Source organism: Paenibacillus sp. FSL H8-0283, assembly GCF_045040675.1.
Taxonomy (GTDB): Bacteria; Bacillota; Bacilli; order Paenibacillales; family Paenibacillaceae; genus Paenibacillus; species Paenibacillus amylolyticus.
Genome location: NZ_CP150295.1, coordinates 1,654,619 through 1,677,498, shown reverse-complemented (window position 1 = coordinate 1,677,498; position 22,880 = coordinate 1,654,619). Strand labels below are relative to the sequence as shown.

Here is a 22,880-nt window from a genome sequence, read left to right as displayed (position 1 = left end):
TTTTCTAAACAGCTCCGCCCTCCTCCTTTTCTCACTTTTTGCTTTTGCCAAAATGCTGCACAACCTGTCCGGCTTCTGCCGCTGTACTGGTCGCCGCACCGCCTTTTCCTTTAAACTTGGCTGCGTAATACCGGATTAAATCTACCGTTCGAATGAATTCAACTGGTTCAACAACTGCGGACGATCCTTGAGTGAGAACACGGTTACCTGAATCGAACAAAAAAGAAGGAAGAGGCAGAGAGATTACCTGGTCCAGCTTGGTCGTTATCTTCCGCTGAATTAGAGAATTCTGATACTCAATCGTTCCTTTCATGGGTGAGGGCATATGTTGCACCGCTTGTGCTAATTTCTGTTCCGAGAGACTTCCGCCTTCACCAGCTGGTACAGAAACGCTAACCTGATTGTCCGCTCCCGCCCAGCCAAACAGTGCGCCAAGCATACGATCGTCCGTCAGTCTCCAGTACAGATTGTCATGCTCTCCAGCGACAAATTCACCCGTCATCGCCTGCTTGTGGCTGTTGTCCCAGCTATAGGCTGCACGTTCGGAAGCTGCATAGGCGTGTTGATTCAAAAATGTCTTTTGATACATGTACATGGTGAAAAAGAGCAACAACACAAGAATAAACAGCACGACAGGGAAGATCAGGGAGGCTTCAACGGTGAAGCTCCCTTCTTCCTTTTTCAGCCTGTTAACCCGGGAAAAAATCATTACTTTTTGTGTCCACCTTGTTAAGAAGACCCGTTACTATGCGTTCAATTTCCTTCCTGAATAACAGCGCAATAATGATAATAACCCCGATAATCAGAATCAGCTCCAACGTGCCGAGTCCGTCCTCTTCTTTCCAAAATGCGCTTACCTTGTTTTTTAACACTTCCATCATCCCAATTCCTCCTACATATTCATCATCATAAAAGCAGGTGCCCCGATCATGACCACAATCGTAAAAAAGATTAGTACCATCGGAAACACCAGTTTGGAAGAAGCCTGTTCTCCCTTCGACCGACTAACAGCCTTGCGTTTCTCCCACAACACATGTGACAGATCCCGCAGCGCCAATACAAAGTCACCTCCCCCACGCCGGAAATTCAGCAGTACCGTCGTCGTGAAAATCGTCACTTCCTGCACGCCACAGCGGCGGCTGAACTGTTCAAATGATTGTTGAAATGAGTAACCATTATTCCAATCTCCCACGGTCTTTCTGAGTTCGTTGTACAGCGGATGATCCCGTTCTCCCTGGCTTGTCACACAGTGAACGATGGCACGCTGAACGGTCTCCCCAGCGCCTACCAGCAGAACAATTCGATTCAATAGCTCGGGCAGCTCCATGAGGATGTCCTGATCTCTTCGTTGGACCTTGGTATTGAGGTCTTTATAGAGTGCAAAAGGTAACGCGATACCCAACGCAAGTCCACCTACCATGCCTCCAATGCCCATATCTCCAACGAGTGTTAACAGACAACCTATCAGCAACATGAGCCACGTATAGGTCAGCATTTCAGCACAATAGAGCATCGTTTTCTCCCCACTGTGCTGTATGCCATACATTTTCTGAATGGCATGTTGCATTCGAAACATGAGCACAGGCAATCTGCGTCCAATCTCGAACTTGTCCAATAGAAACAGGAAAGGACCATGCAATTTTTTCAGTCGTAATCCTTCCATATCCAGCTTGCGCAGATGCCGGTAGGTCTGCCCCCGGGTTCGATCCAGCACCAGCCATCCCGCTCCGAGCATCCCTGCGACTATAACGGGAAGCAGCATCGTTTCAGCTCCTTATACTTTGATATCCATAATTCGAGTAACCCACAGATAACAGCAGGCCAGTACTGCCAATGCACCACTAGAGATGAGGTACCCCATCCCGCTATATAACGGCTCCATAAAGTCCTTGGCGGTCAGATTGAGGAATATCAGAAAAATAAATGGAGCGGCAAACATCACCTTTGATTCGAACTTTTTCTGCGATACCGCGACCATAATATCCTGCTGAATGTCCAGCTTCTCACCAATCACCGCAGAGGTACGACGCACAACCTCAACCAGATCCCCGCCAGTTCGTTTGCACGTAATGAACACATCTGCAAAGTTCGTAATATCTTCAATCTGCGCCCGATCCGAAAAATCCTGTAGTGCCTCTTCAATTGGTTGTCCATACTCCATCCGTGTCCGCAATATCGTGAACTCACGAATCAGATCGGTATCCGCTTCCGGGTTCAACATCCGCAGATCCTCTACGGATTCCTTGAATCCATTTTCCACCGATTTTCCTGCGGCAAGTGCCGAAGATAATGCATATAATGCTTGCTTAAAATGTAAACTGAGTGTCATTCTTTTTCGTTCCAACAGCACTTTAGTCCAATGTTTTGGTACCCATATGCAACCCGCAGCCAGGATCGCTCCAGCCAACCAGTGATGGTAGAACAGAATTCCGATGCCAAAAAACAGCAGACCACTAATCAGCATACAGACCATTCGTTGTCTCCGGGAAAGCGTATATACGGTGTAATCCGTCAACATCTGTCTGGCTTCACCCAACAGTAATCACCTTCCAATAACTTCAATTCAGGTTGTTATCTGATGAATCTATTCCAACACTATATTGTTCTATGTATTCATCCAGCCATTCCCCGAGCCCAGCCATCTGAATTTTATCCACCTGATTCAACTTTCCAACCTGTACTAACCCGCCAATAATTTTGCCTTCACGCTCTTCTTGTTCCTGGAAACGAAACAGTGGATTCAGCATAACCTCACCGTCCTGCATGCCAATCACTTCACTGATCTCTGTCACCCGCCGTGAGCGGTCTCGTAGCCGGGACAGATGTACAAAAATATCGATTGCTGAACTAATCTGCTGCCTTACAACCGCAATAGGAAGATCCGCACCGCTAAGCACCATCGTTTCGAGTCTACTGATCATGTCCGAGATGGTATTCGCGTGCCCTGTAGACAAAGATCCATCATGGCCAGTGTTCATGGCCTGTAACATATCCAGCGCTTCTGCGCCCCTGACTTCCCCAATCACAATCCGGTTCGGACGCATCCGTAAGGAAGATTTGATCAGATCCCGAATAGATATCTGTCCCTTGCCTTCGGTGTTTGCATTCCGCGTTTCCAGCGATACCAGATTGGGTACCGTAACAATCTGTAACTCAGCCGAATCCTCAATGGTAATAATCCGCTCATCGGCAGGGATGAACTGTGATAATGCGTTCAGAAAGGTCGTTTTTCCCGATCCGGTCCCGCCTCCAATGAAGATGTTGTATTTGCTCCTTACCAACTGCTGCAATAATTCTGCCGCTTCTTCATGCAGGGCTCCCTTTTCAATCAGATCGGACATCTTCATCGGTTCACTGGGGAATTTACGAATCGTCATCGTGGGACCTTTCAAGGCAATAGGCGGCAACACGATATTGACCCGGGAACCATCCTTTAAACGGGCATCTACGATTGGAGAAGACTCATTCACAATCCGGTTTACCCCGGACACAATCATCTGGATAATATCCTCGAGCCGTTCCCTTGACTCAAATTCAAGGGTGATCTGGCTGACTTCACCTTCCTGCTCCACAAAAATCTCCTTGTGACTATTGATCATAATTTCCGTAATATCGGGATGATCCACAAGTGGTTGCAAAATATCCAATCCACGAAAGGAGTCAAATAATCGCTGTACCAGCGTATGACGCTCTCCTGAGGTCAGATCATCCAGCTTCGGGTCGGTGAGAACTTTGCGTTCTATCCCCTGCCACAGTTCATCATCTCCTGCGGAAGAGGTTAAATCGAGGCCAGCCCTGACTTCCCTGCGCATCATCTGAAACTGTTCTTCACGCTCCAGTATTCGATTGGATGAATCCGTCATAGTGCCCACCGATCCTGCTTCTGAATTCGTCCCGTCTGCTTCAATTCTTCTTCGCCATCTTGTACCAGCATGGCACATAATCTCTTCACTTCACGTTGGAAGATCGGAGAACTAAGCATGACTTCCTCCTGACTGAGTTGCTTCCAAGAAGGAATATAGGGCAACACTGCATCCAGATGCAGATCAGGGCGTGGGAGTACATTGACGACATTGTCCCGATATTTGTTAACCACAAAGCGTGAACGCTCGAGCATACTTTCATACAAATCTGGCTTCGTACGCTCAGCATGCTGTAACCATTGTCCCCAACGATGCATGGCAGATATATCATCCTCAACCAACCAGACAAATGCATCTGCTGCATCCAGCACCCCTTCACTGCGCCCATCCCAACCGGAATCCCCATCCAGAATCAGCACGTCATACTGTCCACAATCCGTTAAATAACGAAGCAGATTCGACGTATCCTCACGAGTCATTTGCAACAGTTCTTTCCGATTCGATAATGGCCAGAACACATCGGATTTCAACGCTTCATGCCGGACCACATATCCGTCTACGCCCTTCGATTGTACCTGTAACTGCTTGCCGGATTCCTTCCTGCCCACCTTCAGATCGTATAACAGGCGGGACAATCCCGTCTCCGCATCCGGGTGACGCTGCCCACTTCTAGTTAGTCCCTTTTCCAGAAACGGGAGCGTACTGTCCAGCGTCTCCAGATTCAGATAGAGAACAGCATAACCTGCAAGTCCCAATTGCTTCGCCATATGCAGGGCCACTGCCGTTTTGCCACTTCCACCCGAAGCGGATACTACACCGATGGAGAGAGTCTCTTGCCCTGGATGGTGAACCTTCTTACGGCGCGGCTGCCGGCAAGCATGCATCACAGCATCCAGCAAAGCAGGCAAGGGTTGATATTTCATCAGCCGCTTAGCCTCATCCACCTCCTCCATCCCTTCACTAAGCATTAGCCAAGGTACACCTGATACTTCTCCCCCGTTATTCAGCCAGTCATTCAGAAACTCCGGTTCCGCAATAACCAGATCCGGTAATTCTCTACCTTCTTGCTCTTTCATGTGATCCTTGAACGAATCCCCTTGGGAGAATGCTGTGAAACGCACATGAAGACCAGATGAATTTCCCTGTACATAATCAAGCCAAGCGCTAATGTAATCCCTATCCTTTGAAACCAGAACAACCTTCAGTACAATCAATTTTTCCTTCCCTCCCTGTCATAAAGCACAAAAAAGCACCGTCCAATAACCGCATGAATATGCAGTATATGGACGGTGCTTCCGTCACGTGCTATGAATGTATGGATAATATAGCATACAATTTCTGGGGGATCAAGGGTTTTATTCTAACCCTTTTTCCTTAAGAGTTGTACGGTGAATCGAACTCAATAATGTTACGGTCCGGATCAAGTACAAAAATCTGCGCGAATCCAGCTACACTGTCAGGTCTCGCTTCATACTCAATTCCCTGCTGCTCCAGCCAGGCTATAGTCTCTGAATAACTGGTGACCCAGATCGCAAAGTGACCGTCTGTAGTATCAATCCCAGCCTCACGTAACGTGTGACCCTCCGGGTGCTGAAGCAGATGAAGCTGCTGGCTGCCGATAGCGTACCATGTACCCGTGGAGCGGAAGGCTGGACGTTCAATCTCCTGCATGCCTAGTAACCCCGAGTAGAACTTCTTCGCGATTTCCAGATCACGTACAGCCAGACTAACATGGTGGATGTGTGCATATTCAATCATCTTTTATATCCCCCTCTCTACTTCAATATGACTATACTATAACACCTTGAACCCTGACCATAATCTCCGCTAAACAGAAAAACACCCCTGATTCTAATCCGGTAAACCTCTCGGCTCACACAGATCTAGTTCAGAGGTGCCTGTTTTACTTAGCGCTATCCAATGCTTCTTGTGGAATCTTGATCTCTTCCACTTGATCGTGGTTAGAAAATGTACTGTTCATCTTCATGTCCATCGTCATTTTCTGTCCATTCTGTTCCATCTCCATGACCATGTTTACATCCGTACCTGCAGGCAGATAGGTTTCCTTGTTAATCATATATTTCATCTTCATGCTTGTAATATTCATTTGTTCAAGCATCGCTTGGGTCTGGGCATTCGATCCGTTTTGCTCCATCACGGCTTTGGCCAGTTCCTTTACGTTATCACCGGATACGTCAGCGTTAATCACATAATTGTCGCCTTCTTCGGTCACTTCAGTATCTTCTTCAATCTTTTTGAATTGCTCCAATTCACCTTCGGGATTCATGCTTGCTTTCATCTGCTCCACCAATTCTTTGGTTTGAGCTTCAGGAATTTTAACCCATTGTTCTCCCACTTGTGAATAGATCATATCTGAAGTGATGTATTGCTTTACATTCTGCGCTTCCTGCCCAGACATTTCCATTTTCATCTCTTGGTAGATCATCATTGGATCTTTGATGATATCCATTTTGAGCGATGTTTTAACCTGTTGATCCTGTGACTGTTCACCAGCATCCAGTTTCAGATTCTGATCAATGTTTGCTTCAGTTGTGAAGCTTTTCATTTCTTTGGTTGCTGCATTCGTTTTGGTAATCAACTCATCCAGGGTAGGGATCTTTGTTTCCTGCTCCGCAGGTGTATTACCCTCATTAGATGTTTCATTGTTGGTCGCTGGCGGCGTTGCCGTGTTGTCTGTGTCGTTTCCGCATGCTGCCAAGCTTACTGCTAATAATGCCCCGATAATTAATGTAGTCCACTTCTTCAAGTTGTTTTCCTCCCAAAATAGATATGATCTGTAGTCATTACCCAATTATTTCCGCTATTAATCATCAAATTTGGATACAATGTGTCGCACGAGACTTTTTCACAGAAATCGATCTTTGATCTCCGGTGTAGGCAACATACACGCTTCATCCTTGCCAAACCAGCGATAACGGTTGCGAGCAACCCAGTTATAGACTGCATTACGAATAAATTTCGGTATGATGATGAACACATATAACAACGGATAAGGAAACTTTAGACCCTTAGCCAATCGCAGTGCGGCGGTTGAACGTGTATAGTATTTTCCATTTTCAATCAGAACAAAGGTGTCCATACTGTCTGTCGACAAATTTCCCTTCGCCAGCAGTTCCTTGGCTACATCCGATTGAAGCGATGCAAAATGATATTTTCCTTCCGGGTCACGCTTGATAATCCATTTGGTTAAGCCCTGGCAGAAGTGACAGACACCATCCACCAGTACGATCGGATGTCCCTGATGCACATCTGTTTGATTTGCTGTCATATTGGCTGCCTCCTATTGTTGCGGTTAGAGTAACTTACCCAATCTGGGCCATCTTGTTCACTAATTCTAAATTTATTTCTAGAGGTAGTTCAAAAAGAATGAACACCGCTCTTTTTGAACACGCATTAATGGGAAATAAAAGAAAAAGAGCGCAGGCATTGTGCCCACGCTCGTATCTGTCCTACAATTACTCCGTAACTGCCTTTTCCATCCATTGGTCATCGATCATCTGTTGATGCAGGTCACTTGCCCACTGGTCCATACATTTGCAAATGAAATCTTTGCGACATACTGGACAAGGGGTTTTCTGCAGACGGCTGATATTGGTCATCTTCCATTCCGGGGAACGGGTGTAGAATACACGGCATTTTGTACCGTCTACCAAATTCATTTTGAATTCATACAATCCGTCTTCCTTGTTACCATAAGCTAATTCTAAATCTGCAATACGCGGTCTATAAGACATGGATATCACCTGTTTAATTCAAATTTGGTTCATGCAATGACACTACTCAGTACTAAGTTATATTAAAGAAAATTCAGATCAATGTCAACTCGCGCATGTCTACCCGCCAAACAGAATATCCAGAATCGTCCCTACCTGTCCCTGTTTTTTCCCTTTCAAGACATCCGGATCAAATACTTCAACATACCCGCAGGAAGCACAAGCCACGAACAAGTAGTGATTATGCTGTATATCAAACATCTTACTCAGGCCTGCTCCTGACATGGAAACTTCCTTAATGTTACAATCCGTGCCCCTGCATTTTGTGCACACAAATCGCCGCTCGATCATCTCTTCAATACTCATCTTCGTTCCCCCTTTATGGAATGTGTAGCATGAAGTGAGAGTGCAATTATGTAAAATAGTACGCGATCTGGCATCTAATCTCCTGCATCATGTCCTTATATGATAATCAACACAAAACCCTGCCGATTGCCAGCAGGGCTTTGTAGTCGAACATCAGGTATCTGGGATACCCTGCTCTATATGTTCCCTTTACTTACCAGGAGTCAAATCTTAAACTACGTTTAATACAACATCAATGTTGCCGCGTGTTGCTTTGGAATATGGACAGAAATCATGCGCCTTGCGGGCCAGTTCCTCTGCTTGACTGTGATCTACACCAGGCATGCTAACGTCCAGACGAACAGACAGCTGGAAACCGTCATCCGCAGGGTCTTTACCAATGGATACGTTACTTGTAACGACCACATCCTCCAATTTCACACCTGCTTTGCGTGCTACATTGGCAAGGGCACTTTCATAACATGCTCCATATCCAGCGGCAAAAAGTTGCTCAGGGTTAGTACCTTCACCACCGGAGCCACCAAGCTCTTTTGGCATTTTCAGATCATGCTTAAGCACGCCATCCGAAGAAGTCACCGAACCTGTACGTCCACCTTTAACTGTCGCTACTGCTGTATATAAAGCTTCCATTCAGAATCTCTCCCTTATCCATATAGTTTTTTACTGCCTTCCTTTCAATTTAAACTTCTGGCTCATTTTGAAACGCAATTTTGTATCTTTATCAGCTTTTACAACTTTATTATTTTCATGCATTTCAATGCCATGGCTGTATTTTCCCTAAGGTTGGGTAATATACGAAGGGGCATATTCAAGCTACAACCGAAATTTTGTGCTGATACATAAAAGTTGCACTAGACAAAAATAATTGAAGGAGTACAATGTAACAATAAACATAAAAATTTAGATATATCATGAGCGGTTTGTACCGCATCAATATCTCCAAATCAATAATTCAAAGTCAGGTGATTATCGTATGAGTAAAAAAAATCCGTTCAACGCTCCTTCAAGAGAATCATTGTCTACTGCGGGCATGACCCCTTCCCTTGGAGAAGCACATAGTTCCATGAAAGTTCCGCAGAATGCTGCATGGTGGAAGAAATTCCTCGCCTTTGTAGGCCCAGGATACCTCGTTGCCGTAGGTTACATGGACCCGGGGAACTGGGCAACAGATATCGCAGGCGGCTCGCAGTTCGGGTATACCTTGTTATCCGTTATCCTGTTATCGAACCTGATGGCCGTTGTCCTTCAGTCGCTGGCTGGCAAGCTCGGTATCGTCACTGGACGGGATCTGGCTCAAGCCTGTCGTGAACGATTCAGCATGCCTGTTGTTATGATGTTATGGATTCTGTGTGAGCTTGCCATTGCAGCTACCGATCTGGCTGAAGTCATTGGTTCTGCCATCGCATTAAAACTGTTATTTAACATCCCCATGTTATACGGCGTTATCATCACCGCAGTTGATGTACTCCTGATTCTTGTTCTGCAAAACAAAGGCTTCCGCGCTTTGGAAACTCTCGTCATTGTGCTGATGGCAACCATCGCCCTCTGCTTCGGGATTGATCTGTTTCTGGCAAAACCGGATATGGGCGGTGTTCTCCATGGTTTTGTACCAAATGTTGAGATTCTGCAAAACCCGGCCATGCTCTATATTGCCATTGGTATTATCGGAGCAACCGTGATGCCGCATAATCTGTACCTGCATTCTTCCATTGTGCAAACCCGTCAGATCGAACAGACACCACAGGGCAAAAAAGAAGCCATTCGGTACTCGACCATGGATTCTACGATTGCGCTGACACTGGCCCTGTTCATCAATGCAGCCATCCTGATTGTATCTGCTGCTGTATTCCACAGTGCTGGTATGACGCAGGTTGCTGAGATCGCTGATGCCTATCATCTGCTGACACCTCTATTAGGTACTACGGTTGCAAGTATTCTGTTCGGTGTGGCGCTGTTAGCATCAGGTCAGAACTCTACCCTTACAGGTACACTCGCTGGACAGATCGTTATGGAAGGTTTCCTGAACATTCGAATTCCGGCTTGGCTGCGCAGACTGGTCACACGTCTGATCGCCATCATCCCGGCGGTAATTGTGACAGCCATTGCAGGAGAACATGGCACAGAAGAACTGCTCATTTTGAGCCAGGTCGTGCTGTCGCTTCAATTGCCCTTTGCTGTAATTCCCCTGGTGATGTTCACAAGTGATAAAAAAAGCATGGGTGCATTCGCCAACAAATTGTGGCTCAAAATCATCTCATGGGTCATTGCCGCGATTATCGTTGTGCTGAATGTATATCTGATCATTCAGACGATCCGGTTGTTCTAATCTCATTTTAATTGGCTAAATACTAAAAAGGCTGATCAACTCCGGTATGCTATACCTAAGTTGATCAGCCTTTATTGTTGCAATCCATTAAACAACCATCTGCATCTAATCCTGATTTGGCATCAGTAACGGCAAGAGTTGATCCAATGAATCAACGGTCCAATCCGCACGTTTGTCATCCGATAGCTCTGGCTGGAATCTTCCGTAACCCTGCATAATTCGAATCGTACGCATGCCCAGCTTCCGAGCAGGTATAATGTCGTTATCGATCCGATCGCCGATCATCACGGCTTCCTCCGGTTCACAGCCGGCCTGTTTCAAGGCTACAGCGTACAACTCAGGGTCTGGCTTGGACACTCCTTCTTCAGCTGAACATGCCAGAACATCAACATACTTCCGCAAGCCGTAACTCTCCAGTCTCTCTTCCGTTCCAGGACTCTGATTGGCAATAATGCCAATGCGATAATGCCGTGACAACTGCTGAAGAACAAAATCTGCTGAAGGAAAAGGACGTTCAAGATCTTTTTGAAACTTCAGCTTGTCCTGAATCTGTTTTTGATGCCCCTCGTCTTCAACAAATGTGCGAATTGCCACTCTCATAGGCCATTGCTCATATTTTCGGTAACAGCTCGCGAACAGTTCGCGTACCGCCTCAATTGTCACCGGATACCCCAAAGCACAAGCTTCACGGACAAACTGTCCGATAATATCATCAACCGGCTCCCATTCATCCACCAGCGTATCTCCAACATCAAAAAACAACCATTTCAATCCACCTACATCCGGCACGCCAATTCCTCCTTGTAAGCATAAAAAAGAAGACTCACCATCCTGCATGAGTCTCCTCAAACTTCCGTTTATCGATACATTCAATTATAACAGGCACCTTACACCTGAGCAATCACAAGCTATGGCATTAACCATTGAGGAGAAAGCCAACTTCCCCATTGAGCGAATATACAATCCGGTCTGCGCCCATGCCCCGATAGATGCCCTTAGGATGACTCTGCTCCGTAATGACGCACAGGGATTTCGATGTCCATGAACGGCAGATCTGTAAATAACGACAGGTCAGATTCAGGCTGTTCTCGAAAATAAACACGTTGCCTACGCTGCCCTGCGGCAAAAACCATTTTTGAGCTGCAGCCGTATTCATGCGAATGACATGTTCTACTCCGATTCTACGGAGTCTTCGCTCTTCCCCTGCACTGTTGGTTAGAACGGCAAACGGCATTTTTTTGTACATCAGCAATTTGATAAATTTACGTCCTGCTTCATTTGGAGCAGTCACTAAGATCATCTCAGTATCCATCATTCGTTCCTCCCTTGGCGTGAAAAGACAACAAAAAAGAAGCGTGGGGGACCAAGGCCTCCCGAACGCTTCTTAAATAACCCATGGCGAAAACACCATGAACCAGCGTACGGCTTGTTGCCTCTCCCTTTAACGCTTACGAGGTTAGCTGACGGATTCGGGCGCGAGAGTCGCCCTATTTCCGGCTGTCACCGGAAAATTCACCCCATGAATGCCCACTGTCCTGGACAGCGCATTCCGTTGGTTCCCCCGTTTCCCATTCATTAATGAATGGAAACTCAGCGATTAAAACATCGTTCGTATATCTTAAGGTAAGATCGAGCGATATTATCGTTTGTTTCGTTTTTCAAGTACAATTTAGTTTAAATTGAAATTACGTTATGAATCATACACCCGTGCCATGTCGGTGTAAAGTCCGCCCAGATCACCAAATCGGCAGATTTTTGCCAATTCCTATCCATAATAACGCTTACAACAAAGTTATACTCTATCTATCTCTTCAAGGCTATCTAATTCTCACTCTGGCGTAAATCACTTCGCAATTCATTCACGTATTCTGCACAACTTGCCTGTTTTGATTCTTTTAACACCATATTAGTTTTGCAATATTTAATTGCAACCAATATAATAGAAGATATAAGAGTAAATAAATGGAGGCGATTTAGATGACAGTCTACGATTACAAAGTGAATACCCTTCGCGGTCAAGAAGTTGAAATGTCCGACTACCGTGACAAAGTGCTCCTGATTGTGAATACGGCAAGCTCATGCGGCCTTACCCCTCAATTCAAAGGTCTGCAAGAATTGCAAGACAAGTTTCAAGATGCTCCATTTGAAGTGCTTGGTTTCCCAAGTAACCAGTTTGCACAGGAAAAAGGATCTTCCGACGATATTGCCGAGTTCTGTCAGATGAATTATGGCGTGAGTTTCCCCATGTTTGAGAAAATTGATGTGAACGGCTCAAGCGCTCACCCTCTTTTCCAACACCTTAGCACAGAGGCTCCTGGCCTGCTCGGCTCCAAAGCAATCAAATGGAATTTCACCAAATTCCTCGTGGATCAGAACGGACAGGTCATTAAACGTTATGCTCCCAAAACAACACCGGACAAGATTGAAGAAGATATCAAGAACTTACTTCAAAAATAATACACAGGCCACCCGTAGCCGGAAGGTAGAGCAGCATTGCCCCGGTAATGGGTGGCCTTTTTTCCTCAACTTTGATGTCATACTGTTCGAAAAAGACAAAAAAAAGAAGCTTCCCATTAATGGAAAGCTTCTTTTTAATCGTTCATATGATGCGGTCGAGAGGACTCGAACCTCCACGGGCATACGCCCACTACCCCCTCAAGATAGCGTGTCTGCCATTCCACCACGACCGCATGTCGTAAATAATCGGCAACAGAATTGATTATACCGGGTTCAGAACTAAAAGTAAAGTATTTTTTAATACTTCTTTTTCAGCTAGGCATTTTCATCAAAAATCGCATAATCTCGTCATCTTTACCCATGAACTGCATATGATTAGATTTGATCCCCTCTTTTTCGGTAAGAGCCGATCTTTTTGATTCATTTATATATAGTCCTCCATGAACTTCACCACATAAATAACACAATAAGTTATATAAAATAACACAAATATTAAATTCCAGATTTAATCCATTAATTTTCACGGATACTATTGACAAAAAGCGGACATTTATGGGATGATAACTATCATATAATTCGGATTTTTAAACATAAAGCAAACAAAAAGGAATATAAATGTCACTTTAAGTGACATTTAACGAACACAGGAGGCGAATGATTGTGAACCGTGGGAATAAGCTGCTCGATTATGTCAAACTGCTTGATTCCTCTATTCAGGTTGGAGGGTTCACCCATTCCTTCGGCATGGATATCCATATCAGGGAGGGTACCATTCGTAATGCTGAAGATCTCGAATCATTCATGCGTTGTCAGTTGCATCCGAGCATCGTTCGTCTTGAAGGTATGGCCATCAAAGGTATCTATACTGCAGCAGATCACAAGGATACATGGCGGATAGCTCTTATCGACAAGCTTGTCCATGTTCAGCGAACCCCTGGAGATCTCAGAGAACAAGCTGCCGCCATGGGTAAACGATTGATCAGACTTGCACGAGCTCTGCACCCCTGGATTGAATTCAGCCAGCTCGAACAGATCTTTGCCAAATACGATTCGGTTGGCTGCCTCTCTACTGTTCATGCCTGGATTAACCACCACCTCGACATCCCGGTCGAAGAGGCGGTCCTTGGTTACCTGCATTCAGCCATGAATGCCTGCATAACCGAAGCCTCCAAAGTCATTCCCCTGAACAACGATACAACCAAGGATCTGATGGTCCGCCTGGCCACAGATCTGGAGAATGAATGGAAGACCGTCAGCGCCTCGGCTGCGGATGGACTGGCACAGCCAACCTCGATGTCCATGAAATCGTTTTTCCCCAGTTTCCATATGCTCGGAGCTGGACTTCATGCCTACAGGGCCTAATCCTCTTCCTCCTCATGCCTGCTCCCCTTCATTCAAAAAAACTAAAAAACACGCGGCAACCTCCTTGCCGACGTGTTTTTTGTCATTTTATTTGTTTTATTTACGTATTTACGCCATTTATAATCACAAAATACACTTTTTTCCGTCTTTTTTAATTGTTAGATGACGAATTTACGTATATAATAAAACATACAGCTCGCATTTCTATATATTCTACATGAAGAAAGAGCGGCTGAATACTACATTCTAACCAGGGGTGAACCCTTTTGAACAAGAAAAAACCAGTTACTCCGTTCGGATGGGCCATCAAACGACGGCTAACCGAACTTCAAGTGGACCAGAAGACCTTTTGTGAACAGCATGGCATCCCACCCTATCGTTTATCCAATCTCATTCACGGCACACGCAAAGCAACCCGATTCAGGCACCTGGTCGCTGATATTTTGGATATTCCAGATGAACTGAGATAAGATTTCTGCCAAAGGAGGGTCTCATCCATGAGACATGTTACATCCGATCTGGAGAGGCTATCGTTCCAGTCCATACGTCACCAGCTCATCATCGTTGATGACAATTGGATTATCCAAAGTTGTAACCGTGCCTGGCAACAGGGACTTGGTCAATGCTCACCAAACCCGGATATACACAGTAGTCATAGACATTACCTGCATCTGACGGAAGCCTGGGCAAAACGAGGCAAGAACGCTAACATGGCACTTGTCGCACAGAATTTGAAAGAACGCGGAATACCCTTTAATCGAAATCATACATATGACATCTGCGTGTATACTGTATACAACGAAAAGAGGTGGTTTCGTGTAGAACTCACCCCTCTATCTTATGCAAATTCAATTCTGGATACCGATCTCGCTTTAATTGCACACATGGATATTACCGAACAAAGAAAGACAGAACACCAATTGAAAAAGGCATTGTCTGAAGTGCGCACATTGCGCGGACTGCTGCCTATTTGCGCCGTCTGCAAACAAATCAAGGACGAAGAGGAACACTGGAACTCCGTTGAGAGTTATCTGGAGAAGCATACCCACGCCGAATTCACCCATGACATCTGTCCGGAATGCATCCGGCGGTTATATCCGAAATACTCGAATATCCTGGACAAGCGTTCCTGAAACCTTTCTCCACTCGCCGACTAACTACAACTATACGGAGAGATGATGTTCAAACTGCGACATATCCAGCTCTTGCGGTGTCCCATGCAGGGTTATGGTTCCTTTGTCCATGATATAGATGTAATCTGCGGCACTTCGTACAAAATCGATACTCTGCTCTACCAGTAGAACCGAGAGGTTCCCCTTTGCCTTGAGGTGCAAAATTACCTGCCGAATGTCCTCCACGATAGAAGGCTGGATTCCTTCTGTCGGCTCATCCAGTAGCAACAACCCAGGACGCGAAGCCAATGCCCGGGCGAATGCCAACTGCTGCTGCTGTCCACCACTCAGATCCCCGCCCTGCCGTCCATACATCGTAGCAAGCACTGGGAACATCGCCAGTACATCCTCCGGGAACGTTTTTACTCCCGGTGCACTTGTCTCCAGACCGAGCAATAAGTTTTCTTTCACCGTAAGCTGCGGGAAAATCTCCCGCCCCTGCGGTACATAACCAATCCCTGCCCGTGCCCGCTTGGCTGAGTCCAAGGTGGATAACTCCTGATTTTGCCACTGAATACTGCCCTTGCGTGATTTGAGCAGCCCCATTAATGTTTTCATCAACGTTGTTTTCCCCACACCGTTACGACCCATCAGACACACCACCTGTCCAGGCTGTACATCCAGGTTCACACCACGAAGCACATTGCTTTCCCCGTAGCCAGATTCAATTCGTTGCAGCGACAGCATGGTCATCCCTCCTTTTGCCCAAATACACTTCCGCCACTTTCGGGTCTGCCTGTACCTCCGCCATCGTACCTTCCTTCAGCAGTTTCCCTTCATGCATCACCGTTACCTTGGCTGCGAACTCTCGCACAAACTCCATATCATGCTCCACCACCACAACCGAGCGCTCACGCGCAATCTCTTGCAGAAGTCGCCCGGTCTTGTGTGTTTCTTCATCCGTCATGCCTGCGGCTGGTTCGTCCAGCAACAACACACGTGGCTCCTGCAGAAGCAACATGCCAATCTCTAGCCACTGCTTCTCCCCATGTGATAACGCTCCTGCACGAGCATCAACGCGGTCTTGCAGACCAATCTGGAGGGTAACATGCTCCATGGCAGCACTCATTTTCCCATATCGACGAATACCGATGGCTTGCAAAGGGGAACGGCGAGTCTCCCCCGCCAGCGTCAGATTCTCCTGTACCGTCAGACCTGCAAAGATCGATGGCGCCTGGAATTTGCGTCCCACACCTTTGCGAACAATCTGGTGCTCCTTCAGTCGTGTTAATTCCGTGCCATCCGCCATCTTCACCGAGCCGGACATGGGTTTTGTTTTGCCACATATCACATCCAGCATCGTTGTTTTCCCAGCACCATTGGGTCCGATTAAAAAATGCAGGTCATGTTCATGCAGCTTCAGATTCATGCCTTTGACAGCAACGAACCCACCAAAGGCCACCGTAATATCCTCGGCTACCAACACCGCTGATTCCTCAGTAGACTTTAGGTTTTTCCCGAGTGACTTGGACATGCGCACTCTCTCCTCTCCGCTTCAGCAAGCGAACGACATGACGATACACACCTACAATACCGTTTGGCATGAACAAAACCACCGTTACAAAGAGCCCACCAATGACAAACAGCCACCCTTCGGGATAAGCCTCACTAATGCCTGTTTTGGCTGCATTCAGCACCACTGCTCCGATGACCGCTCCAATAAGCGTACCGCGACCACCCAATGCAACCCACAGGACCATCTCAATGGAGGGTACAATCCCCATCATCGATGGCGAGATAATACCCACCTGAAGTACAAACAACATGCCCGCGATGCCTGCAAGCGCACCGGAAAAAGCAAAAGCCAGCGTTTTATATCCTGCCGGATCATATCCGAGGAATCGCACCCGATTCTCTCCATCACGCGCAGCTTCGAGCACTTGACCGAACCGACTGTTCACCATTCGACGACAGAGCACATACGCGATCACCAGAACAGCAAGCGTTATATAGTAGAGAGCAATCGTCGTTCCAGCGGAATGAAGTGTAAAACCAAAGATCGAATTATATCCGGTGATGCCATTTGTCCCACCCGTCCATTCCTGTTTACCAACAAAGAGTGTTACCATAATAAGAACCAAAGCTTGAGTCAGGATGGTAAAATAAACACCGGTGATCCGGTTGCGGAACGTAAACCACCCCAGAGCAAAGGCAAGCAATGCTGGAAGGGCTATCCCCAATAACAGCGCCACCGGGAAAGAGCGAAATGGTTCCCAGAACCACGGCAGACCACTGAGACCACTCCATCCCATGAAGTCAGGAAGCGTTGCTCCACTAGCCTGAAGCTTCAGATACATCGCCATCGCGTACCCACCCAGACCAAAGAACACCCCATGCCCAAGACTTAGCACACCCCCATATCCCCAGATCAGATCGAGACCGATGGCCAGGATTGCCAGCGCCAAAAACTTGGCTAACAGACTCAGACGAAACTCCGTGGAGATTAGTGGAGCAAGACACATCATGATCAGTACAACCGCCCAGATGATTCTCATTTTCAGACTGCCAGTCTTGAGTAATGCCGACATGAACTAACCCCCTTTTTCACGTTAATCGAGACTCCGTGTGCGCATCGCGACCAATCCGCGTGGTTTCCATTGCAGGAAAGCAACGATACATACAAACACAAGCACCTTGCCAATGGAGGCCGAGGTATAGGTTTCGAACAGCGTGTTGAACATACCAATCCCCAATGCACCACACACGGTTCCAACCAATTTCCCAACGCCACCCAGAACAACGACCATGAACGCATCCACAATATAATACGTACCAAGCGAAGGACCAATCGGACCAATGAGCGTTAATGCACAGCCAGCAATTCCGGCAATGCCCGAACCAATCGCAAAGGTCATGCCATCCACCCGCCGGGTCGAAATCCCAAGACACCCCGCCATGCTCCGATTTTGCATTACAGCCCTCATTCGTCTTCCGGAAGATGTTCGATAGATATAGAGATACATACACAGCAGCACAACCGCAACCAGTGCGATAATGAAGATTCGTTTATACGGAAATACAATACCATCCGAGATCGCCAATCCCCCATTGAGCCAAGCCGGACTGGATACTCCCACGTTTGGCGCTCCGAATATCGTACGGGCCAGTTGTTGCAGCATCATGCCTACACCCCATGTCGCAAGCAGACTATCAAGCGGCCTGCCATACAGATGCCTGATCAGAACCACTTCAAGCAACCAGCCAATTAGAGCCGCTACAATGAACGCAATCGGCAGAGCCACAACAAAATAGGCACCAAACCACGTTGCTGGAGCATAGGACATGAACAGATTTTGTGTTACATATGTTGCATATGCACCGATCATGATCAGTTCACCGTGAGCCATATTGATGACATTCATCAGCCCAAACGTTACTGCAAGCCCCAATGCAATCAACAACAGAATTGAACTGATACTCAGACCATTGAACATCTGCAGGATAAACATATCCATCGCTATCCCCTCCTCCATACCGTGACTCTCGATATTTCACATAAATTCAATTATGGGCAGTAACATTTTTTAACATCACAGTAACGCTTTACCGCGATACGGTAAGAGGATGTGTTGTCACACCCTCGTTTATGTTTCGGCTGCTTTGAAGCAAGTTGCCTGTTTTATTGCGAGGTTTCTATGTTATTTAGCGCTGAGGGTTGCTCCCCATTCATACGTTTTCAGATAAGGGTCCGGCTTGACAGGCTCACCAGAATTCCACAATTCCTTGAACTGCCCATCCTCCTGCACCTCACCGATCCGTACGGTTTTGTAGATATGCTGATTCTCTCCATCCACGGTTACCTTACCTTCCGGGGCATCAAACTCCAGACCCTTGGCAGCTGCCTTCACCTTCTCCACGTCGGTTGATCCTGCTTTTTCCACCGCCGCCTTCCAGAGATAAACCGCCACATATCCCGCTTCAATCGGATCAGCTGTCACTCGATCAGCACCGTATTTTTCTTTATACTTGGCAACAAATGTTGCATTCTCAGGTGTATCCGTTGTCTGATAATAATTCCACGAAGCCAGATGCCCCTTCAATACGTCTGCGCCAATACCACGGATTTCTTCCTCCGCCACACTTACCGAGAGGGTCGTCATCTGATCCGAGGAGATTCCGGCATCCTTCAATTGTTTGAAAAAGGCCACATTGCTATCTCCGTTCAGCGTATTGTATACAATATCCGGCTTCGCAGCCTTGATTTTGCTAATGATGGTACTGTAATCGGTATGACCCAGCGGTGTGTATTCTTCACCCACTACTTCGCCGCCTTCTGCTGCGAGTTGTGCCTTAATGACCTGATTGGCCGTTTTTGGGAATACATAATCTGAACCGAGCAGATAAAACGTCTTGCCCCTGTTCTCCAGTAACCAGGTTACGGATGGAACGATCTGTTGATTGGTTGTTGCTCCTGTATAAAAAATATTTGGCGATGATTCCAATCCTTCATATTGTACCGGGTAAAACAACAGACCTTTGTTCTGTTCAAACACCGGGAGCATAGCCTTCCGACTCGCAGAGGTCCATCCGCCAAATACAGCAGCGACCTTATCCTGTTGCAGTAACTTCCCAGCCTTCTCCGCAAAAGTAGGCCAATCCGAAGCGCCATCCTCAATTACAGGCTCAATCTGTTTACCCAAAACTCCGCCCGCGGCGTTAATCTCTTCAATGGCAAGCATCTCCGCATCTTTAACAGATACCTCACTGATCGCCATCGTTCCGCTGAGAGAGTGAAGAATACCAACTTTAATCGGTTCACCGGATGCAGCCGACTCTCCTGTACCACCTGAACCCGAAGCTTCAGGCGGCGCAGTGCCCTCCACACATCCTGTCATCACAATGACCGCACCCAGCAAAATACTCCATAACTTGACCGACCTCTTCTTCAATAGCCTACACTCCCTTTTTTTAGTCTATTGACGAACATTAAGGTCATTTGCGTCCAAAATGTTCGTTGATCCAAATTATGGAGGGTTACTCTCTTCATGTCAATATAGCTTACATAATTTTATTTCATGCCTACCTGTTTCATGCATACTGCTAATAAGCCTTGAAGCTTATTGACAAAGAAATCACCCTGTGTGAGTATATTTAACATACAATATGATCCATGAACATATCAGACATTATAAGCGAAAGGTCGGATTGCCTTGCACTGGACTGAGCAGGAAAAAGAAAAACTCCTGATTACCGTGGCCGCTAACCTCTCCCGTGAACGAAGAGCACGCGGACTCAAGTTAAATGTTCCCGAAGCCATCGCCTTGTTGACCTCCGAACTGATGGAACGAGCACGGGATGGAATGAGTGTTGCCGAATTAATGAGATACGGAGGCACCATCCTGACACGTGAAGACTGTATGGATGGTGTTCCCGATATGATTCCTGAAGTACAGGTAGAAGCCACATTTCCTGACGGTACAAAACTGGTTACTGTACATGAACCTATACGCTGAGAAAGGCAGGAGAAAACATGATTCCTGGTGAATACCGTTTGAAGCCAGATGACGACATCATCTGTCATCCGGATCGTTTAACCCTACGACTCCTTGTCCTTAACCGCGGCGACCGCCCCGTCCAGGTCGGCTCTCACGTTCACTTCTATGAAGTTAATGCAGCACTGGACTTTGATCGCACCTCAGCTTTTGGACATCGCCTGCACATTCCGGCAGGCACCGCAGTTCGCTTCGAACCCGGTGAAGAGAAACCGGTTGAACTCACGACCTTTGGCGGCAAACGCCAAATTCACGGGTTCAACGGACTAACCGAAGGCTCTGCGGATCAAGCTCCTGATCCACTGAAACTGGAGGCATTCCTGAAGACGTTCTCTCCTCCCATACAAGATGGAGGTGAACCTTCATGAAACGAATGAGCCGCGAACAATACGCTTCGATGTTCGGACCGACAACCGGTGATGCCGTAAGACTTGCTGATACCGAACTATGGGCAGAGATTGAACATGATTATGCCGTATACGGAGATGAGAGCAAGTTCGGAGGTGGCAAGGTTATCCGCGACGGAATGGGCCAGTCCACCACCGCTCTGCGAAGCGACGGCACTCCTGATACTGTTATCACCAACGCTATCATTATCGATCATTGGGGCATTGTAAAAGCGGATATCGGCATTCGGGATGGTCACATCTGCGCCATTGGCAAATCCGGTAACCCGGATACAATGGATGGTGTTCATCCCGCACTGGTCATCGGTGCTTCCACCGAAATCATCGCCGGTGAAGGCATGATTGTAACCGCTGGCGGCATTGATACCCATATTCATTTCATCTGCCCACAGCAGATTCAGACTGCGTTATCCTCCGGGGTCACGACCATGATCGGCGGGGGAACAGGACCAGCAACAGGAACCAAAGCCACCACCTGCACACCAGGAGCCTGGCACATCCACCGGATGCTGGAGTCCGCAGAAGCTTTTCCCATGAACATCGGTTACCTTGGCAAAGGCAACAGTTCCAGTACCGCACCTTTAATTGAACAGATTGAAGCTGGGGTAATCGGCCTGAAGCTGCATGAGGATTGGGGCACTACCCCGAGCGCTATCGACGCTTGTCTGACTGCCGCCGGGGAACATGATGTTCAAGTGGCTATCCATACCGATACATTGAACGAAACCGGATTTCTCGAAAACACCCTGGCTGCAATCAACGGCCGGACGATCCACACGTACCATACGGAAGGCGCTGGTGGCGGACACGCACCGGATATTATCCGGGCCGCTGGGGAGTCCTACGTTATCCCCTCATCAACCAACCCAACACGACCATACACACGCAACACCGTAGAAGAGCACCTTGATATGTTGATGGTGTGTCACCATCTGGACCCTTCCATCCCGGAAGATGTAGCTTTTGCCGATTCACGGATTCGTCCAGAGACAATCGCAGCCGAAGACATTTTACATGATCTTGGCGTGTTCAGCATCATCAGTTCCGATTCTCAAGCCATGGGCCGAGTGGGCGAAGTCATTATCCGCACCTGGCAGACAGCCGACAAAATGAAAAAACAGCGCGGCAAACTTGAGCTCAACCCGAATTCTCCCTCCGATAACGATCGGATCAAGCGATATGTCGCCAAGTACACTATCAATCCAGCTATCGCTCACGGAATCGGTCATCTCGTCGGTTCGGTGGAAGTTGGCAAGCTGGCAGATCTAATCATATGGAAACCGGCTTACTTCGGTGTTAAACCCGAGATTGTCATTAAGGGTGGCATGATCACATTTGCCCAGATGGGTGATCCCAATGCGTCCATCCCAACACCTCAGCCGGTATTTGGCAGACCGATGTTCGGAGCCTATGGTAGCGCCATTGCCAGCGGATCGATCACCTTTGTCTCCCAAGCCGCAGCAGAAGCAGGGATCAAAGAGTCATTGGGCCTGAAAAAGCGGGTTGAACCCGTTAAAGGCTGTCGCTCAGTCAGCAAAAAAGACATGATTCATAACGACGTCACCCCTGTCATTGAAGTCGATCCCGAAACCTACGAGGTACGCGCCGACGGCGAGCTTCTCACCTGCGAACCCGCAGACGAGCTGCCTATGGCACAGCGGTACTTTATGTTCTGATAGGAATACGGATTAGCTGATAAGG

At 47.2% G+C, this 22,880-nt stretch carries 27 protein-coding genes, 1 tRNA gene and 1 riboswitch; of the genes, 8 read left to right on the top strand and 20 right to left on the bottom strand.

Annotation, left to right across the window (positions count from 1 at the left end; translation table 11 throughout):
- Window positions 1–31: 31 nt before the first annotated feature.
- The 12 genes from MHI52_RS07485 to MHI52_RS07430 form a co-directional block, all read right to left on the bottom strand.
- Window positions 32–709, bottom strand: a complete 678-nt coding sequence (locus tag MHI52_RS07485) for a TadE/TadG family type IV pilus assembly protein (RefSeq protein ID WP_405158747.1) — start codon at window positions 707–709, stop codon at window positions 32–34.
- Entirely contained in the window at window positions 690–881 is a 192-nt protein-coding gene (locus MHI52_RS07480) for a Flp1 family type IVb pilin (protein ID WP_282319039.1), read from the bottom strand. The genes MHI52_RS07485 and MHI52_RS07480 overlap by 20 nt, the downstream gene beginning before the upstream one ends.
- A gap of 11 nt (window positions 882–892) precedes the next feature.
- Window positions 893–1,762, bottom strand: coding sequence for a type II secretion system F family protein (locus MHI52_RS07475; protein WP_282319040.1), 870 nt, complete (start codon window positions 1,760–1,762; stop codon window positions 893–895).
- A 12-nt stretch (window positions 1,763–1,774) separates the two neighbouring features.
- On the bottom strand, window positions 1,775–2,518 hold the full coding sequence (locus tag MHI52_RS07470; RefSeq protein ID WP_051153986.1) for a type II secretion system F family protein: 744 nt from the start codon (window positions 2,516–2,518) through the stop codon (window positions 1,775–1,777).
- Window positions 2,519–2,558: 40 nt separating this feature from the next.
- Window positions 2,559–3,863 carry an ATPase, T2SS/T4P/T4SS family gene (locus MHI52_RS07465; protein WP_339287112.1) on the bottom strand — a complete coding sequence of 435 codons (1,305 nt, stop codon included), beginning with the start codon at window positions 3,861–3,863 and terminating at the stop codon, window positions 2,559–2,561.
- Window positions 3,860–5,077, bottom strand: a complete 1,218-nt coding sequence (locus tag MHI52_RS07460; RefSeq protein ID WP_047842031.1) for a hypothetical protein — start codon at window positions 5,075–5,077, stop codon at window positions 3,860–3,862. The genes MHI52_RS07465 and MHI52_RS07460 overlap by 4 nt, the downstream gene beginning before the upstream one ends.
- A 160-nt stretch (window positions 5,078–5,237) precedes the next feature.
- The gene (locus tag MHI52_RS07455) at window positions 5,238–5,621 is read right to left on the bottom strand and encodes a VOC family protein (RefSeq protein WP_036610809.1); all 384 of its coding nucleotides are present in this window, start codon (window positions 5,619–5,621) and stop codon (window positions 5,238–5,240) included.
- A 145-nt stretch (window positions 5,622–5,766) separates the two neighbouring features.
- Window positions 5,767–6,630, bottom strand: a complete 864-nt coding sequence (locus MHI52_RS07450; RefSeq protein WP_253506412.1) for a DUF6612 family protein — start codon at window positions 6,628–6,630, stop codon at window positions 5,767–5,769.
- A gap of 99 nt (window positions 6,631–6,729) precedes the next feature.
- On the bottom strand, window positions 6,730–7,152 hold the full coding sequence (locus tag MHI52_RS07445; RefSeq protein WP_036610812.1) for a thiol-disulfide oxidoreductase DCC family protein: 423 nt from the start codon (window positions 7,150–7,152) through the stop codon (window positions 6,730–6,732).
- Between the two features lie 187 nt (window positions 7,153–7,339).
- The gene (locus MHI52_RS07440; RefSeq protein WP_036610814.1) at window positions 7,340–7,618 is read right to left on the bottom strand and encodes a hypothetical protein; all 279 of its coding nucleotides are present in this window, start codon (window positions 7,616–7,618) and stop codon (window positions 7,340–7,342) included.
- Between the two features lie 99 nt (window positions 7,619–7,717).
- The gene (locus tag MHI52_RS07435) at window positions 7,718–7,963 is read right to left on the bottom strand and encodes a zinc ribbon domain-containing protein (RefSeq protein WP_036610816.1); all 246 of its coding nucleotides are present in this window, start codon (window positions 7,961–7,963) and stop codon (window positions 7,718–7,720) included.
- Between the two features lie 210 nt (window positions 7,964–8,173).
- Window positions 8,174–8,593: an organic hydroperoxide resistance protein gene (locus tag MHI52_RS07430; RefSeq protein ID WP_036610819.1), complete on the bottom strand. Its 420-nt coding sequence runs from the start codon at window positions 8,591–8,593 to the stop codon at window positions 8,174–8,176.
- A gap of 400 nt (window positions 8,594–8,993) precedes the next feature.
- Here MHI52_RS07430 and MHI52_RS07425 point away from each other — a divergent pair, with 400 nt between their 5' ends.
- Window positions 8,994–10,289, top strand: coding sequence for an Nramp family divalent metal transporter (locus tag MHI52_RS07425; protein ID WP_036611122.1), 1,296 nt, complete (start codon window positions 8,994–8,996; stop codon window positions 10,287–10,289).
- A 105-nt stretch (window positions 10,290–10,394) separates the two neighbouring features.
- On the opposite strand, the gene MHI52_RS07420 is transcribed toward MHI52_RS07425, so the two are convergent.
- Both MHI52_RS07420 and MHI52_RS07415 read right to left on the bottom strand, forming a co-directional pair.
- The gene (locus MHI52_RS07420; protein ID WP_340983172.1) at window positions 10,395–11,078 is read right to left on the bottom strand and encodes an HAD family hydrolase; all 684 of its coding nucleotides are present in this window, start codon (window positions 11,076–11,078) and stop codon (window positions 10,395–10,397) included.
- Between the two features lie 127 nt (window positions 11,079–11,205).
- Window positions 11,206–11,604 carry a hypothetical protein gene (locus MHI52_RS07415; protein ID WP_235193755.1) on the bottom strand — a complete coding sequence of 133 codons (399 nt, stop codon included), beginning with the start codon at window positions 11,602–11,604 and terminating at the stop codon, window positions 11,206–11,208.
- Between the two features lie 115 nt (window positions 11,605–11,719).
- A riboswitch (cyclic di-AMP (ydaO/yuaA leader) is annotated at window positions 11,720–11,895 on the bottom strand.
- Window positions 11,896–12,266: 371 nt separating this feature from the next.
- Between MHI52_RS07415 and MHI52_RS07410 the strand changes: the two genes are divergently transcribed.
- Complete coding sequence (locus MHI52_RS07410) at window positions 12,267–12,746, top strand: glutathione peroxidase (protein WP_036610823.1); 480 nt, start codon at window positions 12,267–12,269, stop codon at window positions 12,744–12,746.
- 150 nt (window positions 12,747–12,896) lie between these two features.
- On the opposite strand, the gene MHI52_RS07405 is transcribed toward MHI52_RS07410, so the two are convergent.
- Window positions 12,897–12,979: transfer RNA gene (locus MHI52_RS07405), tRNA-Leu, on the bottom strand.
- Between the two features lie 427 nt (window positions 12,980–13,406).
- Here MHI52_RS07405 and MHI52_RS07400 point away from each other — a divergent pair.
- The 3 genes from MHI52_RS07400 (at window position 13,407) to MHI52_RS07390 (ending at window position 15,241) form a co-directional block, all read left to right on the top strand.
- Window positions 13,407–14,108: an urease accessory protein UreF gene (locus MHI52_RS07400; RefSeq protein ID WP_162158974.1), complete on the top strand. Its 702-nt coding sequence runs from the start codon at window positions 13,407–13,409 to the stop codon at window positions 14,106–14,108.
- 266 nt (window positions 14,109–14,374) lie between these two features.
- Window positions 14,375–14,578 carry a hypothetical protein gene (locus MHI52_RS07395; protein WP_017690011.1) on the top strand — a complete coding sequence of 68 codons (204 nt, stop codon included), beginning with the start codon at window positions 14,375–14,377 and terminating at the stop codon, window positions 14,576–14,578.
- Between the two features lie 27 nt (window positions 14,579–14,605).
- Window positions 14,606–15,241 (top strand): hypothetical protein, encoded by a 636-nt coding sequence (locus MHI52_RS07390; protein ID WP_253506406.1) that lies wholly within the window; start codon window positions 14,606–14,608, stop codon window positions 15,239–15,241.
- Window positions 15,242–15,271: 30 nt separating this feature from the next.
- On the opposite strand, the gene urtE is transcribed toward MHI52_RS07390, so the two are convergent.
- The 5 genes from urtE to urtA form a co-directional block, all read right to left on the bottom strand.
- Window positions 15,272–15,967, bottom strand: a complete 696-nt coding sequence (urtE, locus tag MHI52_RS07385; protein WP_340983173.1) for an urea ABC transporter ATP-binding subunit UrtE — start codon at window positions 15,965–15,967, stop codon at window positions 15,272–15,274.
- Window positions 15,945–16,754: an urea ABC transporter ATP-binding protein UrtD gene (gene urtD, locus MHI52_RS07380; RefSeq protein WP_340983174.1), complete on the bottom strand. Its 810-nt coding sequence runs from the start codon at window positions 16,752–16,754 to the stop codon at window positions 15,945–15,947. Before urtD ends, urtE begins: the two co-directional genes overlap by 23 nt.
- Window positions 16,717–17,808, bottom strand: a complete 1,092-nt coding sequence (gene urtC / locus MHI52_RS07375; protein ID WP_076319163.1) for an urea ABC transporter permease subunit UrtC — start codon at window positions 17,806–17,808, stop codon at window positions 16,717–16,719. Before urtC ends, urtD begins: the two co-directional genes overlap by 38 nt.
- A 21-nt stretch (window positions 17,809–17,829) precedes the next feature.
- Entirely contained in the window at window positions 17,830–18,735 is a 906-nt protein-coding gene (gene urtB, locus MHI52_RS07370; protein ID WP_101314096.1) for an urea ABC transporter permease subunit UrtB, read from the bottom strand.
- A gap of 183 nt (window positions 18,736–18,918) precedes the next feature.
- On the bottom strand, window positions 18,919–20,169 hold the full coding sequence (urtA, locus tag MHI52_RS07365; protein WP_101314097.1) for an urea ABC transporter substrate-binding protein: 1,251 nt from the start codon (window positions 20,167–20,169) through the stop codon (window positions 18,919–18,921).
- A gap of 261 nt (window positions 20,170–20,430) precedes the next feature.
- On the opposite strand from urtA, the gene MHI52_RS07360 reads away from it, so the two are divergent.
- From MHI52_RS07360 to ureC, 3 genes are read left to right on the top strand one after another with little or no spacing between them, the layout of a single operon-like run.
- Entirely contained in the window at window positions 20,431–20,733 is a 303-nt protein-coding gene (locus MHI52_RS07360; RefSeq protein ID WP_036669066.1) for an urease subunit gamma, read from the top strand.
- Window positions 20,734–20,750: 17 nt separating this feature from the next.
- Complete coding sequence (locus MHI52_RS07355) at window positions 20,751–21,140, top strand: urease subunit beta (RefSeq protein ID WP_047842024.1); 390 nt, start codon at window positions 20,751–20,753, stop codon at window positions 21,138–21,140.
- Entirely contained in the window at window positions 21,137–22,855 is a 1,719-nt protein-coding gene (gene ureC, locus MHI52_RS07350) for an urease subunit alpha (RefSeq protein WP_036610857.1), read from the top strand. Before MHI52_RS07355 ends, ureC begins: the two co-directional genes overlap by 4 nt.
- Window positions 22,856–22,880 lie beyond the last annotated feature (25 nt).

Coding starts and splice junctions, on each gene's coding strand:
- MHI52_RS07455 (WP_036610809.1), bottom strand. CDS start 5,621: ATGATTGAATATGCACACATCCACCATGTTAGTCTGGCTGTACGTGAT.
- MHI52_RS07480 (WP_282319039.1), bottom strand. CDS start 881: ATGATGGAAGTGTTAAAAAACAAGGTAAGCGCATTTTGGAAAGAAGAG.
- MHI52_RS07355 (WP_047842024.1), top strand. CDS start 20,751: ATGATTCCTGGTGAATACCGTTTGAAGCCAGATGACGACATCATCTGT.
- MHI52_RS07415 (WP_235193755.1), bottom strand. CDS start 11,604: ATGATGGATACTGAGATGATCTTAGTGACTGCTCCAAATGAAGCAGGA.
- urtB (WP_101314096.1), bottom strand. CDS start 18,735: ATGGATATGTTTATCCTGCAGATGTTCAATGGTCTGAGTATCAGTTCA.
- MHI52_RS07485 (WP_405158747.1), bottom strand. CDS start 709: ATGATTTTTTCCCGGGTTAACAGGCTGAAAAAGGAAGAAGGGAGCTTC.
- urtD (WP_340983174.1), bottom strand. CDS start 16,754: ATGTCCAAGTCACTCGGGAAAAACCTAAAGTCTACTGAGGAATCAGCG.
- MHI52_RS07445 (WP_036610812.1), bottom strand. CDS start 7,152: ATGACAGCAAATCAAACAGATGTGCATCAGGGACATCCGATCGTACTG.
- MHI52_RS07465 (WP_339287112.1), bottom strand. CDS start 3,863: ATGACGGATTCATCCAATCGAATACTGGAGCGTGAAGAACAGTTTCAG.
- MHI52_RS07475 (WP_282319040.1), bottom strand. CDS start 1,762: ATGCTGCTTCCCGTTATAGTCGCAGGGATGCTCGGAGCGGGATGGCTG.
- MHI52_RS07435 (WP_036610816.1), bottom strand. CDS start 7,963: ATGAGTATTGAAGAGATGATCGAGCGGCGATTTGTGTGCACAAAATGC.
- MHI52_RS07390 (WP_253506406.1), top strand. CDS start 14,606: ATGAGACATGTTACATCCGATCTGGAGAGGCTATCGTTCCAGTCCATA.
- urtE (WP_340983173.1), bottom strand. CDS start 15,967: ATGCTGTCGCTGCAACGAATTGAATCTGGCTACGGGGAAAGCAATGTG.
- urtC (WP_076319163.1), bottom strand. CDS start 17,808: ATGTCGGCATTACTCAAGACTGGCAGTCTGAAAATGAGAATCATCTGG.
- MHI52_RS07440 (WP_036610814.1), bottom strand. CDS start 7,618: ATGTCTTATAGACCGCGTATTGCAGATTTAGAATTAGCTTATGGTAAC.
- ureC (WP_036610857.1), top strand. CDS start 21,137: ATGAAACGAATGAGCCGCGAACAATACGCTTCGATGTTCGGACCGACA.
- MHI52_RS07425 (WP_036611122.1), top strand. CDS start 8,994: ATGACCCCTTCCCTTGGAGAAGCACATAGTTCCATGAAAGTTCCGCAG.
- MHI52_RS07410 (WP_036610823.1), top strand. CDS start 12,267: ATGACAGTCTACGATTACAAAGTGAATACCCTTCGCGGTCAAGAAGTT.
- MHI52_RS07430 (WP_036610819.1), bottom strand. CDS start 8,593: ATGGAAGCTTTATATACAGCAGTAGCGACAGTTAAAGGTGGACGTACA.
- MHI52_RS07470 (WP_051153986.1), bottom strand. CDS start 2,518: ATGTTGACGGATTACACCGTATATACGCTTTCCCGGAGACAACGAATG.